20 protein-coding genes and 1 riboswitch are annotated in these 18,145 nt (G+C 28.4%); of the genes, 1 reads left to right on the forward strand and 19 read right to left on the reverse strand.

Annotation, left to right across the window (positions count from 1 at the left end; genetic code table 11):
• Positions 1 to 14: 14 nt before the first annotated feature.
• The 17 genes from CKV72_RS08835 to CKV72_RS08915 form a co-directional block, all read right to left on the reverse strand.
• A complete protein-coding gene (locus CKV72_RS08835; RefSeq protein ID WP_095178080.1) occupies positions 15 to 863 on the reverse strand; it encodes a M50 family metallopeptidase in 849 nt (282 codons plus the stop codon).
• A gap of 14 nt (positions 864 to 877) precedes the next feature.
• Positions 878 to 1,651, reverse strand: coding sequence for a M23 family metallopeptidase (locus CKV72_RS08840; RefSeq protein ID WP_089863838.1), 774 nt, complete (start codon positions 1,649 to 1,651; stop codon positions 878 to 880).
• A gap of 144 nt (positions 1,652 to 1,795) precedes the next feature.
• On the reverse strand, positions 1,796 to 2,173 hold the full coding sequence (gene mgsA / locus CKV72_RS08845; protein ID WP_171303171.1) for a methylglyoxal synthase: 378 nt from the start codon (positions 2,171 to 2,173) through the stop codon (positions 1,796 to 1,798).
• Between the two features lie 11 nt (positions 2,174 to 2,184).
• Positions 2,185 to 3,306 carry a rod shape-determining protein RodA gene (gene rodA, locus CKV72_RS08850; RefSeq protein WP_089863836.1) on the reverse strand — a complete coding sequence of 374 codons (1,122 nt, stop codon included), beginning with the start codon at positions 3,304 to 3,306 and terminating at the stop codon, positions 2,185 to 2,187.
• Positions 3,307 to 3,578: 272 nt separating this feature from the next.
• Positions 3,579 to 3,845 carry a cell division topological specificity factor MinE gene (minE, locus tag CKV72_RS08855; RefSeq protein ID WP_095178081.1) on the reverse strand — a complete coding sequence of 89 codons (267 nt, stop codon included), beginning with the start codon at positions 3,843 to 3,845 and terminating at the stop codon, positions 3,579 to 3,581.
• Between the two features lie 16 nt (positions 3,846 to 3,861).
• Positions 3,862 to 4,656 carry a septum site-determining protein MinD gene (minD, locus tag CKV72_RS08860; protein ID WP_089863833.1) on the reverse strand — a complete coding sequence of 265 codons (795 nt, stop codon included), beginning with the start codon at positions 4,654 to 4,656 and terminating at the stop codon, positions 3,862 to 3,864.
• A 12-nt stretch (positions 4,657 to 4,668) separates the two neighbouring features.
• The gene (minC, locus tag CKV72_RS08865; protein ID WP_089863831.1) at positions 4,669 to 5,301 is read right to left on the reverse strand and encodes a septum site-determining protein MinC; all 633 of its coding nucleotides are present in this window, start codon (positions 5,299 to 5,301) and stop codon (positions 4,669 to 4,671) included.
• Positions 5,302 to 5,420: 119 nt separating this feature from the next.
• Positions 5,421 to 8,270: a penicillin-binding transpeptidase domain-containing protein gene (locus CKV72_RS08870; protein WP_089863829.1), complete on the reverse strand. Its 2,850-nt coding sequence runs from the start codon at positions 8,268 to 8,270 to the stop codon at positions 5,421 to 5,423.
• A gap of 13 nt (positions 8,271 to 8,283) precedes the next feature.
• Positions 8,284 to 8,775 carry a rod shape-determining protein MreD gene (gene mreD, locus CKV72_RS08875; RefSeq protein ID WP_095178082.1) on the reverse strand — a complete coding sequence of 164 codons (492 nt, stop codon included), beginning with the start codon at positions 8,773 to 8,775 and terminating at the stop codon, positions 8,284 to 8,286.
• 10 nt (positions 8,776 to 8,785) lie between these two features.
• Positions 8,786 to 9,634, reverse strand: coding sequence for a rod shape-determining protein MreC (gene mreC / locus CKV72_RS08880; protein ID WP_089863825.1), 849 nt, complete (start codon positions 9,632 to 9,634; stop codon positions 8,786 to 8,788).
• Between the two features lie 3 nt (positions 9,635 to 9,637).
• A complete protein-coding gene (locus CKV72_RS08885; RefSeq protein ID WP_095178083.1) occupies positions 9,638 to 10,654 on the reverse strand; it encodes a rod shape-determining protein in 1,017 nt (338 codons plus the stop codon).
• Between the two features lie 18 nt (positions 10,655 to 10,672).
• Positions 10,673 to 11,359, reverse strand: a complete 687-nt coding sequence (gene radC, locus CKV72_RS08890; protein ID WP_089863822.1) for a RadC family protein — start codon at positions 11,357 to 11,359, stop codon at positions 10,673 to 10,675.
• Between the two features lie 15 nt (positions 11,360 to 11,374).
• Positions 11,375 to 11,956 carry a Maf-like protein gene (locus CKV72_RS08895; protein ID WP_089863820.1) on the reverse strand — a complete coding sequence of 194 codons (582 nt, stop codon included), beginning with the start codon at positions 11,954 to 11,956 and terminating at the stop codon, positions 11,375 to 11,377.
• 209 nt (positions 11,957 to 12,165) lie between these two features.
• Positions 12,166 to 12,876, reverse strand: a complete 711-nt coding sequence (locus CKV72_RS08900; protein ID WP_089863819.1) for a hypothetical protein — start codon at positions 12,874 to 12,876, stop codon at positions 12,166 to 12,168.
• Between the two features lie 122 nt (positions 12,877 to 12,998).
• Positions 12,999 to 13,595 carry a C40 family peptidase gene (locus CKV72_RS08905; RefSeq protein ID WP_095178084.1) on the reverse strand — a complete coding sequence of 199 codons (597 nt, stop codon included), beginning with the start codon at positions 13,593 to 13,595 and terminating at the stop codon, positions 12,999 to 13,001.
• Positions 13,596 to 13,734: riboswitch (cyclic di-AMP (ydaO/yuaA leader) on the reverse strand. It lies immediately after the preceding gene.
• Between the two features lie 71 nt (positions 13,735 to 13,805).
• The gene (locus CKV72_RS08910) at positions 13,806 to 14,447 is read right to left on the reverse strand and encodes a lactate utilization protein (protein WP_089863815.1); all 642 of its coding nucleotides are present in this window, start codon (positions 14,445 to 14,447) and stop codon (positions 13,806 to 13,808) included.
• 9 nt (positions 14,448 to 14,456) lie between these two features.
• The gene (locus tag CKV72_RS08915) at positions 14,457 to 14,954 is read right to left on the reverse strand and encodes a GNAT family N-acetyltransferase (protein ID WP_095178085.1); all 498 of its coding nucleotides are present in this window, start codon (positions 14,952 to 14,954) and stop codon (positions 14,457 to 14,459) included.
• Positions 14,955 to 15,091: 137 nt separating this feature from the next.
• On the opposite strand from CKV72_RS08915, the gene CKV72_RS08920 reads away from it, so the two are divergent.
• Positions 15,092 to 16,231: an acyl-CoA dehydrogenase gene (locus CKV72_RS08920; protein WP_089863811.1), complete on the forward strand. Its 1,140-nt coding sequence runs from the start codon at positions 15,092 to 15,094 to the stop codon at positions 16,229 to 16,231.
• A gap of 110 nt (positions 16,232 to 16,341) precedes the next feature.
• Here CKV72_RS08920 and CKV72_RS08925 read toward each other — a convergent pair whose 3' ends face one another.
• Both CKV72_RS08925 and CKV72_RS08930 read right to left on the reverse strand, forming a co-directional pair.
• Positions 16,342 to 17,340: an electron transfer flavoprotein subunit alpha/FixB family protein gene (locus CKV72_RS08925; protein WP_089863810.1), complete on the reverse strand. Its 999-nt coding sequence runs from the start codon at positions 17,338 to 17,340 to the stop codon at positions 16,342 to 16,344.
• A 10-nt stretch (positions 17,341 to 17,350) separates the two neighbouring features.
• Positions 17,351 to 18,139: an electron transfer flavoprotein subunit beta/FixA family protein gene (locus tag CKV72_RS08930; RefSeq protein WP_089863808.1), complete on the reverse strand. Its 789-nt coding sequence runs from the start codon at positions 18,137 to 18,139 to the stop codon at positions 17,351 to 17,353.
• Positions 18,140 to 18,145: the final 6 nt, after the last annotated feature.

The following is an 18,145-nucleotide window of genomic DNA, read 5'->3' on the forward strand; positions in this document are numbered from 1 at the left end:
CAATTAACAATTAGTTATTCGTTATTCACTAAACAAAGTTCTTCTAAGCTTATATTTCCATACAATTTTAATCCCTCTAAAATATCACTTTCATACAATGTATCAACTATATTCATATTTTCATCTAATACAAAAAATATATTATATTTATTTTTTTCTATTATACTAATTACATTTAACAAATCCTTTTTATAATATACAGATATACTATTATTTTCTATATATCCTCTTTTAACAAATTTATCTTGCTTGTTTATGATGTCACTCATAATTACATAGGCCATTCTATTTTTTTCATTTAATGATGAAATCATTATAAATATAGAAATCATTCCTAGACTAATATTATTATTCCCTCCAAAAAATAAAAAAAGATAGATTCCCATTAAAATTATTCCTATAAATATACTTATATATACTGTTGCTTTATTTGCTACCTTATACACTGTTTTACTTCTTATTACATCTCTAACTATTCTTCCTCCATCTAGTGGGAAAGCTGGTATTAAATTAATTCCTCCTATTATCATATTATACTGAAAAAAAGTATAATATAAATCTCTTCCATACATTCCATATAAAAAATAAAATAATATTCCTAAAAATACATTAAAAGCAGGAGCAGATAATGCTATTATTAAATCTTCTTTAGCTGAGGCTTCCTCTATATCTTTTAATTTTAATACTGCTCCAATAGGAAGTATCTCTATATTAAATCCCTTGAAACCTAAAACTCTTGCCACTGCACAGTGTATTAATTCATGTAAAAAAACCAATATAAAAGAAAAAATAATTTTTTCTTTAAAGCCTAACATTAACAAAATTATTACATAGGGTAGAAAGTATTTATTTATTTTTACCAATATTTATTCTTCACCTACTTCATATCTATAAATTCCTTAGGATCTTTGCTATCTCCCATATACATAAATTCAAAATGTAAATGAGGTGCTGTGGATTTTCCTGTATTACCACTGTATGCAATAACATGTCCTTTTTCGATGCTATCTCCCTTCTTTACATTTATTTTATTAAGATGACAATATTTTGTCTCTATTCCCTCTCCATGATCTATTAAAATATATTTTCCTAAAGTTACATCTTCACCTAAGTCCTTAATTTTACCACTATATGAACTTAATACTTCTGTATTTTCCTTTGCATCTATATCTATTCCATAGTGAAATACTTTCCTTTTATCCATAGGATCTTCTCTGTATCCATAATCTGATGTTATCGGTCCCTTTATTGGTAATATAAAATTTTCTTTGGTTTTTTCCATTATTGTCTGTTTTCCTATAGCTTTCTTTTTTATTTTTTCTATATATTTTATAATCTCATCTTCAACATTTTTAAATTCTATGGTATTTATTTTACTATATATCTTTTTATAATCATAGTTTTTATTTACAACTTCTTTGGAATAATTATAAAACGCCTTTGTTTCAGGAGTTACTACTAATTTGCATAGTATAACTATAAAAAATAATATAGCTGTTCCAATTAATTGTTTTATAATTTTATCCCAAATACTTTTTGGTCTCCTTTTATTCTTTCTATCTATTGAACTTGTATAGAAATTAAAATTTCTACTTCTTCCACTTTTAAGTCCTTTATAATATTCTTCATATTGAGAATTATATCCTGACATTATATAATAACCTCCTCAGTAATTAATCCTATATTATATATATTTACTTTCTATATTAAATATTAATAATGTTAGAATATAATTAGAAGAAACACATAAAAAACTGTTAACCCCATTTTAGAGCTAACAGTTTTTTATCATTAATTATTTAAAATCATAAGCTTTTAATGCCTTTATAAATACTTCTGCTGTACCCAAATTAGTAGCTAAAGGTATGCATTGAACATCTGATAATCTTAATAATGCATTTACATCTGGTTCATGTGGTTGAGATGTTAATGGATCCCTTAAAAATATTATAAAATCCATATTTCCTTCTGCAACCAATGCTCCAATTTGCTGATCTCCTCCTAAAGGACCAGATAAAAATCTATGTACTTTAAGACTTGTATTTTCCATTATTTTTGTTCCTGTAGTGCCTGTTGCATATAATTCATGAATCTTTAAAACATCTTCATATCTTTGAGTAAAGGCTATCATATCACTTTTTTTCTTATCGTGAGCTATTAATGCTATTTTCATATAAATCCCCCCTAAAAATTTATTTTTTTCCTTCTCATACCAACGTTTAGTACTAATGCCACAGACATAAATGCAGTAGTTAGAGCACTTCCTCCATAACTCATAAATGGTAGGGTTATACCAGATACTGGTACTAGTCCTATGGCCATACCCATATTTTGAAGTATTGAAAATAAAAACATAGATGTAACTCCTACACATACCATAGTACCAAATATATCCTTTGAAGTTCTAGCTATATTTATAAATTTATACATTAACATACCATATAAAACTAATAAAAATATTCCTCCTATGAAGCCCCATTCTTCTCCAACTACCGCAAATATAAAATCTGTATGCGCTTCTGGAACAAAGCCTCCTGCAACTTGAGTGCCTTTTAAAAATCCTTTTCCTGAAAACCCACCAGAACCTATACCTATCTTAGATTGTAGTACCTGATGTCCAATTCCTAATTCATCTGCCTCTGGGTTGACAAAAGATATTAATCTTTCTTTCCAATGGGGTTGCATAAGAGGTGAATTCCATATACCTATTATCATTAAAACTATAGCTGAAAATCCTCCTGCTATTATTTTTAAATCAAGTCCTGCCATAAATAACATTCCTAAAACTATAAAAAAGCAAACCATTGTCATTCCCATATCCGGCTGTATAACTATTAATATCATTGGTATTCCAGCATATAAAGCAAGAATTGATAGATTTTTTAAATTATTTATATTTCCTTCCATTTGATCCACTTTTTTTGCAATCATTAGTATAAGTCCTACTTTAGCCAACTCAGATGGTTGTCCTATAGTAACAGAACCTATTTTTAACCAAGAACCAGCTCCATTAACTGTGGATTTAAATATAGTGTCATTTAAAAACAATAATACTACTCCAAACCAATAAATTATATCAGCATAATTTTCTATTAAAGAATAATCAACGGCAATCATAATATAAGTTACAATTAATCCTAATACAATCCAAATCAATTGAGATTTAAAAACAGCTATACCTGATTTTAAATGGGTTGCACTATATATATTTAATGCACCAAATAAAGCTATTATCAAACAAATTATTATTATGCTATAATCTAATTCCCTTAACATTTTTTTACTTATTTTCAACTTTTTTAACATTTATTTTACCTCCATTACATTATGATTATAGCAATTCCATAAAAAAAAAGCTATGTAAATTTATACATAGCCTTTTTTTAATGAACAATTAATAATGAAGAATGAACAATTATAGATATTTTTTCTCCATTATCATTACGAAAAAATTTTAATTATATAAAATTCTTTTGTTCAGCAAAGCTGAACTTTTATTTAAAGATTTTCTGACGCAAGGAAGAAAATCCTCCTAAATTATTCATTATTCATTGTTAGTTGTTAATTGTTAATTGCACTTATCTTTTTTTCATAGATTTTATTGGAATACTAGCCACAAGTGCAGGAGCATTGCCTTCTATTTCTTCAGCAGTGGTCATTTTTATATCTAATTCCTGTTCATCTATTTCCAAGTATTTTGATATAACGTTCATTATATCTTTTCTTATTTCATCTAATATTTCTGGTGATACACTACATCTATCATGTATTAATATAAGTCTAAGTCTATCTTTTGCTAATTCTTTAGAGGAATTTTTTTTGCTAAACATATCAAAGATACCCATATTAATCCCTCCTTATTTATACACGAAAAAATTTCTTTAATGCATTAAAGAAACCTCTCTCATTACTTTCCATGTCTATAAATGGAACTTCCTCTCCAACAATTCTCTTTGCTATATTTTTAAACGCCTGCCCTGATCTAGCATTATCATTTAATACTATAGGTTCTCCTTTGTTAGTTGATATAGTTATATTCCTATCGTCAGGTACAATTCCTATAAGCTTTATAGCTAAACTATCTAAAATATCTTGTACCGCTAGCATATCTCCTACTCTCACCATTTCTGGATTTATTCTATTTATTATTAACTGATGGTCTTCTATACCTTTTGATTCTAATTTACCTATAACCCTATCTGCATCTCTAACGGATGTTACTTCTGGATTCACTATAACTACTGCTCTATCTGCACCAACTATGGCATTTTCAAATCCTTGTTCTATTCCCGCTGGACTATCTATTAAGATATAGTCAAATTCACCTCTTAGTTCAGTTATTAGACTTAGCATATTTTCCTGGCTAATATCAGATTTATCTCTTATCTGAGCTGTAGGTAATAAATAAAGATTATTAAATCTTTTATCCTTTATAAGTGCTTGTTTCAATTTACAATTTCCATCTATAACATCCATAAGAGTAAAAACTACTCTGTTTTCCAATCCCATCAATACATCTAAATTTCTAAGACCAGTATCACCATCTATTACAACTACTTTTTTATCCATGGATGCCAATGCAGTACCTAAATTAGCTGTAGTAGTTGTTTTTCCAACTCCACCTTTGCCTGAAGTTATTACTATAGTTTCTCCCATATGATTTCCTCCTCATATAAACTTATTTGGTAGATAAGGTTCTACTACAATTGTATCTCCTTTTACTTTTGCAATTTCAGGATATTGAGGTTTTATATTATCTTCTGGAGCCCTAGTGGCTACATCTCCAATTTGAAGTATTTGAGGTTGCATAAAATATGCAGCAACTACCGCCTTCCTACTTCCCCCTACTCCAGCATGTACATATCCTCTTAAAGAACCTAAAACTATTACATTTCCTCCAGAATATACTTCTGAACCTGAATTCACATCTCCTAAAATAACCAAATTCCCTGGATATCTAATTACTTGTCCACTTCTAACAGTTCTTCTTATAAATTTAGTTTTCCCTTCATATATACCAGAAAATGGCTTACTTTCTTTTTCTTCAGAATCCTCAAATATACAATCTTTTATTAAAAATTCATCAAATAATACATCCTTTAATCTTCTAAACTCTCTTTCATTTATATATTTTAATTCTGTAGTTATTTTAAGAGTACATCCTTTGTAGAAGAGTCGTCCCTTAGATAGCTTTTCAATTAAAGATTCTAACATGTCATCAAAATCCCCAAAGCTATTCATATTTATAACTGCATTTAACCCATCTCTATTACCTTTTATTATAATACTATTATCTAACATATATTATAAACCTCCAAAAGCCGACATATAGTATATTTCAACATAAATTAAATAAATCCTTCATTTTTAAGTATTTTTTCTAAAAAAGGGCACATACATTGTTGTATATGCCCTTTAATTTATTTTTCTTTATAAAACTGAAAATTATAATTTTGTTTTTTTAATTCTTCTTTAAAATATGATTCATAAACAGCTTTAGCTACAGGAAGAACATATCCTCCATGAGCTCCATCTAATACCATTACAGATATTGCAATTTCTGGATTATCATAAGGAGCAAAACCTATATAAACTCCACCAGATGTTCTACCTACTTTCTCCTGTATTTTCTCATTAAAGGTAGCTGATCCGGTTTTACCTCCTGTTTTTATTGGGAAGTCTTTAAAATAAGATGATCCAGTTCCTTCATCATAGGATGTAACTGCATACATTCCCTCTTTTACTGCTTTAAGATTTTCTGGTTTTATATCTATTTTTTCAATTACTTCTGGTTTTATCTTTTGTATTACATTATTATCTGGATCTAAATATTCATCTACTAAGTGAAGGGAATATCTAGTTCCTCCATTAGCAATCATAGCAGCAAAATTTGCTAATTGTAATGGTGTAAAATAATTTGATCCCTGACCTATAGATGCATTATATACATTTCCTGGTCTTGTTGCTTCTTCTTTAACTCCATTTACTGATATATTTATTTTATTGACAGCTTTAGATATATCACCATTAGTAAATTTTATTTCCTTTAATTTTGAATCCTTATCTACTAGTTCTTTTAGCAGCACTTCTATTTTTTTTGAAAAGTCTTTTACACTACCATATCTCATCTCATTCCTTATAATATCTTGAATATTTCCTTTTAATTCTTTTATATCTTCACTATCATCTTCATTTATTTGAATATTTATGCCTTGATTTTTACCTTCAACATTTTTAATAGTCTTTAATTCATCATATAGATTCCACATATATATGTTAGAAGCTTTATTTTTCTCTGATTGTACATTAAAAACCTGTCCAAAATTTTCTGGTATTTCTATACCCGTACTAGGAGATTCTTTTCCGTTAGGATCTGTACCTAATCCAAATTTCCAAGCATATTTTGCTAAAGTATCTAGTCCTTTTTGATAAAGTCTATCTCCCACTTCGAAGAAATAATAGTTATTAGAATATGCTAGAGCTTCTATTACATTTAAATTACCTTTACTAGATGCATTCCAGCTTTTACCTCGATACCCATGTTTAGTGTATATAAGATTATCATATATTGTTTCCTCAGGTGTTATTACTCCTTCCTCTAGTCCTGCTATAGCAGTTAAAGGTTTAAAAGTAGAACCTGGTGGAGCAAAAGATGAAGTAGCATAGTTAAAAAATGGCTTAGGATATATGTCATACTCATCTTTTCTAGGTACTTTTCCGCTACTTTTTGTATCTTTGTTTAAAGGTGGAAATAACTCATCTACAGTAACTGGTAAATTTCTTGCCGCTATATATTTTTTAGCAAAATCCTCTAAATCAGGATTAAAGAACTTATTATACAATTCAGTAGTAAGCTTTCCTGGCACTGCAAATATATTAGGATCGTATCCAGGTCTGCTAACTAATGCTAATATTCCTCCTGTTCTAACATCTACAACCACAGCGGCTCCTCTTGTAGCATTTGCAGTATTAGCAGCATCATAACTTTGGTTTGGATTATTTCTTAAATCTTCCATTACCTTATCTAAAGTTTCCTCTGCAGCCCTTTGTACTTCTTTATCTATAGTAAGTTTTAATGTTTGCCCAGGATAAGGCTCTCTTCTTCCCAATTCCTCTATTATTCTTCCTTGTTGGTTTAACTTTACTATTCTTCCTCCCTTAGCTCCTTTTAATCTATCTTCAAATACACTTTCAATTCCTGCAACTCCAACATAATCAGAATTTACATCATATCCTTTTTCTTTATATTTTTCCGTATCTCCACTTATTTTTGAGATATACCCCATAAATGCAGAACCTAATTCTCCATAAGGATAATACCTTAATGGTTGAATACTTACATCTATACCTGGTAATTCATTTAATCTTTCCAATATTATAAAGGCTGTATTTTTTTCTATATTACTAGCAATAATTACAGGCTTGTATCCTGAAAATCTTTGCATTTTCATAGTATCTCTAACTATCATATATTTTCTTTGAAGTTCTTTATCATATTCCATTTTATCTATGCCATATTTACTTATTAGTTCTTCATATATTTTTTTAGCATCTTTTGTTTTACTTTTAGAATACTCTTCTAATTTATTTTTGAAATCCTTTGAAGGTTGAATATTAAATCTTTTAATAATTTCTTTATACGCTTCATCTTTATCTACTTTATATTGATTCAATAGATTTAAAAAATCTTCCCTAGGATATATGCCATACTGTTCTATTAAATAACTATAAGTTTCCTCTGGAGAAATTTTTAATAATTCTCTATCTATTTGCTTTTTTTCTTCATCCGTTAATTTATCTTTTTTACCAGGGAAAAGTTGTTTTTTAACTTTCTCATCTAATCCTCTATCCTTTTTAAATCTAAGCTCCTGTGCCTTTTTGACATTTTCATCATTAGACTTGAATTCAAATCTATATGGATTTATTTTTAGTTCTAATTCATCTTGAAATTGCTCTTTATTTTCATCTAATATTTCAAATAATTTATCCATAGTTTGGAAAAAATATTTTTTATTTTCTGGAGTTTCATTATAAACTAGCATATAGCTTTGTTTATTAGTAGCTAAAACTACTCCATTTCTATCTATTATATTTCCTCTTGGAGCAGCATCTGGTATCTCTGTTATTGCTGTATTATTAGCTCTTTCCTTATATTGTTCTGATTTAACTATTTGAAGATATGATAATTTATAAGCTATAAGAGAATAAACCAAAGCTATAATAAGAAAAAAAGCAGTATACCTATCTATCTGTTTTTTTTTCTTGTTCATATATCACCATTCCTTAAAATTTCCAATCCTTTTGCATATAATCTAAACTACATAGTCTTAATGTTAATTTATAAACTACTATAGATATAATCATATTATATATACCACTGATCAGCACAGATTTAACATTTAATTTCATATTTAACGCATATAATATTATAAATAATATCAACCCTTTTAATAGACTTAACAAAAATTCACTCAAAACTGGAATCACTAACTTCTCTCTAAATATGTTTTCTCCTATAAATGCAGCCAAAATACAACATATCATATTTGTAAAAGCATTTACACCTATTGCACCTATAAAATGCAAATCTTGAAGTAATCCAGAAAATATCCCTATCCAAATTCCTGACCATATTCCATTTATAATAGAATACGATATTATAAATATAAATGTTAGGCTAGGATAAAAACCTTTAATAGAAAAAAAGGGAATAAAAGAATTATCTAATATAATTAAAACCGTAACTATACAAAATAAAGTGGCAACTTTTTTCATTCTTATCCCCCTAATTTTTTATATTAAGTTTCTCTTTTGGCACTACAATAAACACTTCTTCTAATTTACTAAAATTTACATAAGGTTGAATCACAGCATTTTTCATAACTTTCCCTTTATCTTCCTCTATATCTATAACATACCCTATTTTTATACCTTTAGGATACAATCCCCCATCTAATCCTGAAGTAAGAATTACATCATTCTTTTTTATTTTAGATTCCAATGGAAGATAATACAGTTTTGCTAGTTGGTTATTGTTACTATCTTTAAATCCTTTAACAACCCCCATATTTTCTCTAGTGCTTTGTACAATAGCACTAACTGCCATGTTTTCATTGGATAATGTTTGAACCACCGCCCAATTTCTTCCAACAGAAATAACTTGTCCTACCAATCCCTGATTAGTAACTGCTATCATTTGTTTTTCTATTCCATCTTTTAATCCTTTATTTATAGTAAAACCATCTAAATATACTCCACCACTTTTTCCTATTATATCACAACCTACATACTCATAACCTTCTGCTTGTCTTTTAAAATTGAGCATCTCTCTTAATTTATTATTCTCTTCCTTCAATGTATCATAAGCCAATTCTTTATCCTTTAATTTTTCATTCTCTAGCTTTAGTTCTTCATATTCACTTTTTATATCTGAGTAATTAAAAATTACATAAAAAAAATTTTTTATACCTTTATTAGTCTTATAAAAAACACCTTGAACTGAATTAATTGCCTTACCTGCACTACTTTCCGCAATAGATACCTTATTTCTTTTTATACTATAACCTATTAATATTAAAAATGTAACTGACAGTATTACTATAGTTACTGCCAGTTTATTTTTTATGAATTTCATAGTCTATCTTTTTTTATTTTCCATAAGTTTATCTAAAGTATCTAATGCTTTTCCAGCACCAATTGCAACACAATCTATGGCTGTTTCTGCTATATTTACAGGCATATGGGTTTCTTTATTTATAAGTAAGTCTATTCCTTTTAGCATTGCTCCTCCACCTGTTAACATAATACCTTTATCTATAATATCTGAAGCAAGTTCTGGTGGTGTTTTTTCTAAAGTACTTTTTATGGCATCTATTATTGCTGCAACTGGTTCTTGTAAGGCTTCTCTAACTTCATTTTCTCTAATAGTTATTACTTTAGGAAGTCCTGATATTAAATCTCTTCCTCTTATTTCCATGACTTTTTCTTCTTCTTCACTTTCATAAGCTGATCCTAATTCTATTTTAACATTTTCTGCGGTTCTTTCTCCTATCATTAAATTATATTGTTTCTTTGTATAATTAATTATCGCTTGATCTAACTCATCTCCTGCTACTCTTAAAGACTTACTGGTAACTATTCCTCCTAATGATATAATTGCTACCTCAGTAGTACCTCCTCCAATATCTACTACCATACTACCTGTAGGTTCATTAACTGGTAATCCTGCACCAATTGCAGCAGCCATTGGTTCTTCCATTAAAAGTACTTCTCTTGCTCCTGCTTGTTTGGTAGCTTCGTCTATAGCCCTTCTTTCAACTTCTGTTACTCCTGAAGGAAAACAAACCACTATTCTTGGACTGGTAAATGCACTTTTAGGACTAATTTTTTCAATAAACTTCTTTAGCATAGCCTGAGTAACATCAAAATCAGCAATTACACCATCTTTTAAAGGTCTTATTGCAACTATATTTCCTGGTGTTCTACCTATCATTTGCTTTGCTTCATCACCTACTGCCAAAACTCTTTTAGTATCACTATTAATAGCTACAACTGAAGGTTCTCTTAAAACAACGCCCTTTCCCTTTACATATATAAGTGTATTTGCTGTTCCTAAATCTATTCCCATATCTTTAGACATTCCAAATAATCCCATTAACTTTTCTCCTTTCAATTACAGTATGTCTTTTTCTTTTAAACTTATGTAAACTCCATTTCCAATTATTATATGATCTAATAATTCTATTCCTATTAGTTTTCCACATTCTTTTATCCTATTTGATACATTAATATCCTCTTTACTTGGGGTAGGATCCCCTGAGGGATGATTATGACATATTATTATAGAATAACTATTATTTTTTATAGCTTCTACGAATATTTCTCTTGGATGTACTATAGAAGAATTTAAACTACCTATAAATACATCTTTCACTTTTATTACATAATTCTTTGTATTTAATAATATTACTTTTAAATACTCTTGCTTTAACCATCTCATTTCTTCCATTACTAAATAAGCTGCATCCTTTGGATTTGTTATATTAACATTCTCTCCAGACTTAAAAGATCTAAATCTCTTAGTTAATTCTAAAAGAGCTAGTATTTGGGAGGCCTTAGCCTCTCCCACTCCCTTTATTTTTAGCAATTCTCCTATATTCGAATTAAAGAGTCCATTTAGTCCTCCACATCTTTCTAAAATTCTTGCACACAGGTTTATTACATTTTCATTTTTATTACCTGTTCTTAAGATTAAAGCTAAAAGTTCTATATTGGAAAGACTTTCTACTCCATATCTTAATAATTTTTCTCTAGGTCTTTCATTTTGTGGTAAATCCATAATTTTTATAGCACTATTCATACATAAAATTCTCCTTTATAGATTTACCCCCATCTCCCTTAATAAAAAATATAATTTATTTATAGGAAGCCCTACAATATTATAATAGCAACCATGAATTTTTTCAACAAAAATCCCTCCATAACCTTGAATTCCATATGCTCCAGCTTTATCCATTGGTTCTCCAGTTTTTATATATTCTTTTATAATTTCATCATCTAAATTTGAAAATTTTACTTTACTACAACTATAATCTGTTACTAGTTTTTTTGATGCTAAATCATAGATAACAATTCCTGAATAAACTTCGTGGACTTTTCCACTCAAAGCTTTTAACATTTCATAGGCATGTTTTTCAGAGTAAGGTTTCCCAAGAACTTTTCCATTAAAATATACAATTGTATCTGACGCTATTATAATTCCATCATCTCTTCTTTTTAATTTACTAGCCACATTTAAGGCTTTTCCTTTTGATAATTCTATAACATATTCAGAACAATCTCCATTAAATACAACTTGATCTTCATCATAATTTGAAGGTATAACTTCAAATTCTTCTATTATTTTCTTTAGCAATTCTTTTCTTCTTTCTGAAGAGGACGCTAGTATAAAATTCACTATTTCACATCCAAACTTTGTTTATTAATGATTATTACCATTATTGTACAAAATATATCATAGTTCATAATTTATTTCCAAAATAATAAACTATAAAAAGATATATTATACATATCTTTTTATAGTTTATCATTTAATAAAATGTTAAACAAGTATGTTAACTATATTGTTAAAAGTTTTTTTATATTTAGTAAAACTTGCCTTATTTCTTAATTTGATATTTTATTTAAAAAATTGAAAATATAAATATACTCTTTATTAACATTTTCTTTATGTAATTCATCTGGTAATTTATTTATATGATTTTTTAATTCTTCTTTTGTTTTTAGATTTTTATATGTTTTATTAGAATCCTCTAGACTTTTACACCAATTTTTAAAATCTTTTATTTTTATAGATTTAGTATCTTTTTCATTTAATTTATTTAAAATTTTAATATATGTTTTTAATATTTCTGATATATGAGCGTCACATTGATTTTGTATTTTTATATTAAAATTCATTGTGGAATTATCTATATTTTTTTCATCTAATTTTCTTTTCATTATTTCTGCTTCTTTTTCTTCGTATATCCCCATAAAAACTCTAGTTCCTCTATCTTCTTCTATACAAAATGGTTCTCCAAAAGTTCTTAATTTATTTTTATTATTCTCTAAATACTCTTTGTTCTTGAATATTCCTCCTTGTATAGCTACAAATTTCTGTTCTTTCATTTTTATATAAACTTCTTTTTTGTTTTCATTTACTTTACCATGATTTTCTTGTGTTTTTTTTACTGAAGATTCTCTAACAAAAATTTTAAAAAAAGCACTTCCTACTATAAAAGCTAATAACAATATGACAACTATTATTATCACAAATAAAAAATTACTTTTTCTTTTCTTTTTTAAATCATACCTTGTATATTTAATATTATCCACCTCCAAATTATCCCTATATTATAATTAATATTTTTATTTATATATTTTATGACAATAAAAAGCCTAACTTTAAAAATATTTTTTAAAGTTAGGCTATAAAATTAAAATCTCCAAACTTAAAATTAAAACATTCTCCTAGCACCAGCATATCTGCTTACATAATAACTACCTGATAAATTACTTACTGTAACTTTTCCACTTCCAGATGAAGCATGTATAAATTGTCCTTCACCTGTATAGATACCTACATGAGAAATGTTACCAGTAGTATTGAAAAATACTAAATCTCCAGGAACTAATTCAGATTTATTTACTGGTTTTCCTACTGAATATTGTGACCCTGTATAATGGTCTAAATATATTCCAAAATTTTTATATACATAAGAAGTAAAACCTGAACAATCAAATGAACTTGGACCTGAAGCTCCCCACACATATGGTTTTCCCATAAATTTATAGGAATAAGATACTAAATCTATTCCTCTAGAACTTCCTCTACTTAAAGAACTTCCATTTTTATGTGATGCTCCTGTATTTTTTTTAGGCACCACTATGTACTTATTAGTTTTTACATTTGCTGTTACTACTTTTTTGCTAAGAGTGCTTGCTGTTCTTATAGGTGCATCTGCTTTTACAACATTTATTTTATTTAATCCAAATAATATAGCAAAGAACATAAGCATAGAAATTACTAAGTTTTTTGTTTTCTTATTATCCATTTCTTCCACCTTTCCTGCTTCCGAAGTTAGCTGACGGGTTAGGTAAAGGTTTACCCTTCTTTAAATACATAAAGATTAACCCCTGTTTCTTGGTTCCTCCGTACCTGTTTTCTTTTATAGGATTCAGCACAATATCAATTATAGAATATTTAAAACTAATAAGTCAAGGATTCTTAATAAATTATTAAATTTTTCTTAATATTTTATAATTCAATATCCTAAATTCTTATTTACAATTATAACTTTTATTCTTCCCCTTTTTCTCTGTCTTCTTAAAGTTACATAGGATGCACATATCCTATTATCGCTGTTACAATCTACACAATATCCAACTTTAGCACAAGGAGTATCTAAATTAAGTCTCTTAGCATTTGCAGGAGCTGCTATATTTTTCAGTCTCGTTTCTGCCTCTTCCATATTTTTAACTATTTTATTTATACCAGCAACTACAATAACTTCTTTCGGACCAAATATCATAGCTGCTACTCTATTTCCATTTCCATCTATATTATATAGTTCTCCTTCTTCAGTTATAGCATTAGTACTACATAAATAAGTATCTGCATAAAAAGCATCTCTATAAATTTTTTCACATTCTTCTTTTGTTATTCCCTCTTTATCTCTATCTAAAAAATTATAATTTCCTTTTCTTAAAAAGTCTATAACTCCTATTTCAAATAAACTTCTTGATCCTCCAGCAGTAGTTATAGTTTCTTCTTTTAAAAGTTCTTTTATTTTATCTAAAGCCTCTTTCTCATCTTCAACATAATATCCTACCATGTTGTTCTTTTCTAAAGATTTTATAACTCTTTCTACTCTTTTTTGTATTGTCCATTGAAGATTCTTGTCCATTAAAAATCACTACCTTCCTTTTTTTAAAATAATAAAATTATCATAATTATAATTGTAATGTTTTTTTATATTCTTTATAACACTATATCCATTTTTATACCAAAAACTTAAGGACTTTAATTCTTCATTAGATAATAGTAAATAAATTTCATCAACTAAAAATTCTTTTTTTATTTCTTTTGTAAATATATCTAACATTTTGGATCCTTGCCCATTATTTCTGTATTCTTCATAAATATAAAAACAATTTAACCATATTTCAACCGTGTTAGCAAATTCCATTCTTCCTTTTATTATCCCTATATTACTGTCTTTATTCTTAAACTTAAGGCAAAACTCATTTTCACTTATATAGTATTCTAAAAATCTTTCATATATATAATCAAAACATATACTTTTGTTTGAATATTCTTTATCTAAGCTCAAACTTTTATGTATATCCTTTAAATCATCTTTAGTTACGTTAGAAAACTCAATATCATGATATTTAATAAAAATATCTATCATATTTTCACCTCATCTCTGTATATTCTAATTTCTATAAAGCTTATAAAAATCCTCTCAAATTTTTAAATACATTAACATACTTTGGTAAATTATTACATATGTATTATTATGATGATATATTTAAGGAGGTATGTTTTATGAATTTTAAATTAACTAGGGAACAAGAATCTTTAAAGGAAATGATTAGAAATTTTGTTAAAAAAGAGATTGAGCCCATAGCTGCTAAAAGCGATCAATCTGGTGAATTTCCTAAAGAAACCTTTGATAAAATGAAAGATTTAGGCCTTTTAGGACTTCCTTTTCCAAAAGAATATGGTGGCACAGGTGGAGATTATCTTTCCTATGCTCTAGCTGTTGAAGAAATTTCAAAAGCTTGCGCAGCTACTGGAATTTCTTATTCTGTATCTACATCTTTATGTGCTTCTCCTATATTACAATATGGAACAGAAGAACAAAAACAAAAGTATCTAAGTCAAATAGCTTCTGGTAAAGTACTAGGTGGTTTTGGACTAACAGAACCTAATGCTGGTACAGATGCTGGTGGTCAAAAGACTACTGCTGTATTACAAGGTGACCACTATATATTAAATGGTGAAAAAAAATTTACAACTAATAGTCCTGTTGCTGACATATTTGTAGTATTTGCTATGACAGATAAAGAGAAGGGACCAAAAGGAATATCCGCTTTTATAGTTGAAAAATCCTTTCCTGGATTCTCCGTAGGTAAACTTGAAGATACTATGGGATTAAGAGCTGCAAAGGTAGCTGAAACTATATATAAAGATTGTAAAGTTCCAAAAGAAAATCTACTTGGCAAAGAAGGTCAAGGTTTTAAAATAGCTATGCAAACCCTAGACGGAGGAAGAATTGGTGTAGCAGCTCAAGCACTAGGTATTGCTCAAGGTGCTTTTGAAAATGCTAAAAAATACATGATGGAAAGAAAACAATTTGGTAAGCCATTATGTAAATTCCAAGGTTTACAATGGATGATGGCAGATATGGATTTACGAATAGAGCAAGCAAGATACTTAGTTTATAAAGCAGCTTGGGAAAAAGATAATGGATTACCTTATTCACTTTCTGCAGCAAGAGCTAAATTAGCTGCTACAGATGCAGCTATGTTTGTAACTACAGAAGCTGTTCAACTATTTGGTGGATACGGATATACAAAGGATTATCCTGTTGAAAGAATGATGAGAGATGCAAAAATCACTCAAATATATGAAGGTACAAACCAAGTACAGAAAATGGTTATTGCTGGAAACATATTCAGATAACAATTAATAATGAACAATGAATAATTAATGATATATTAAAAAGCCCGATAAGCTAAAGCTTAATATCGGGCTTTTCATAAGTTGTTCATTATTCATTGTTAGTTTATTAGTTACTCGCTGTCTAGTGTTTTTATTATAAATGGAATTACTTCATATAAATCTCCCACTATTCCATAGTGAGCTATTTGAAAAATTGGTGCATCTTTGTCTTTATTTATAGCTACTATACAATCTGATTCTTTCATTCCCGCTAAATGTTGTACCGCTCCTGATATTCCACAAGCTATATATAATTTAGGCCTAACTGCTTTGCCAGTTTGTCCTACTTGATGCTCACTATCTATCCAACCAGAATCTACAGCTCCTCTTGATGCCCCTACTTCTCCTTCTAATTTATCTGCTAATTCTTTTAATAATTTAAAGCCTTCTTTATCCCCTAGTCCTCTTCCACCAGATACTATTATATTAGCTTCTTCTAGTGCAACTTCTTTTTTCTTTTTCTTTATTATATCTATAACTAATGCCTTTTTATCTTCTTCTTCCAATTTAAAATTAATCTTTTCTACTTTTCCTGATCTATTTTCATCTAATGTAGCCTTTTCCATCACCCCTGGTCTTACAGTAGACATTTGAGGTCTATGTTTTTCACAAACTATAGTGGCCATTAAATTTCCTCCAAAAGCAGGTCTTGTCATTAATAAATTTCCTGTTTCCTCTTCTATATCCAATGAAGTACAATCTGCTGTTAAACCAGTTTTAAGTCTTACAGCAAGTCTTGGCGCTAAATCTCTTCCTATGGTAGTAGCCCCTAAAAGTATTATTTCTGGCTTTCTTTTATTTACCACTTCACTTATAACCCTAGTGTAAACTTCTGTAGAGTAAATATCTAAAAATTTATCATCTACATACATAACATGATCTGCCCCATATTTAACCACATCTTTTGCCAGAGCTTCTATTTTATTTCCCAATAGTATACCTTTTAATTTTACTCCTAGTTTATCTGCTATTTTTCTACCTTCACCTAAAAGTTCTAAAGATACATTAGCTATTCTTCCTTCTCTTTGTTCTATAAAAACCCAAACATCCCTATAATCTTTTAACTCCATAGCTAACCTCCTATATTATTTGTTTTTCTCTGAATTTTGAAACCAGTTTATATGACACTTCTTCAACTGTTCCCTCTAATATTTCTCCTTCAAAACTTACTGAAGGTGTAAAGGATTTTTTCACATTGGTAGGTGATCCATTAAGTCCTATTTTTTTCTCATCTATATCTAAATCCTTAGCCGTCCATATATCAATTGTTTTTTCTCTATGAGCTTTATATATTCCATCAATAGAAGGATATCTTGGTTCGTTTAATTCCTTTATAGCTGTTAAAAGTATTGGCATTTTTGACTTTATAACATAAGAACCCTCTTCTATATTCCTATTAGCTATTATCTTATTACCATTTATATTCAAATCACTTACATAGGTTATTTGAGGTATGTTTAAATGTTCTGCAATGCCTGGTCCTACCTGTGCAGTATCTCCATCTATTGCCTGTCTTCCACAAAATATTATGTCATAGCCTCCTATTTTTTTAATGGCTGAAGATAATATATAAGATGTAGCTAAAGTATCTGAACCTGCAAATTTTCTATCACTTAATAAAATTGCTTTATCTACTCCCATGGCTAAAGCTTCTCTTAGTGCACTTTCTGATTGAAGAGGTCCCATAGTTACTACTATTACTGTAGTGTCTTTTATTTTTTCTTTTATTCTCAATGCTTCTTCTATAGCATTTTTATCATCAGGATTTATTATGCTAGGAACTCCCTCTCTTATTAATGTTCCTTTTATAGGATCTATCCTTACCTCTGTAGTATCTGGAACTTGTTTTATACAAACTACTATCTTCATATCTAA

The sequence above is a fragment of the Clostridium cochlearium genome (assembly GCF_900187165.1).
Taxonomy (GTDB): Bacteria; Bacillota; Clostridia; order Clostridiales; family Clostridiaceae; genus Clostridium_G; species Clostridium_G cochlearium.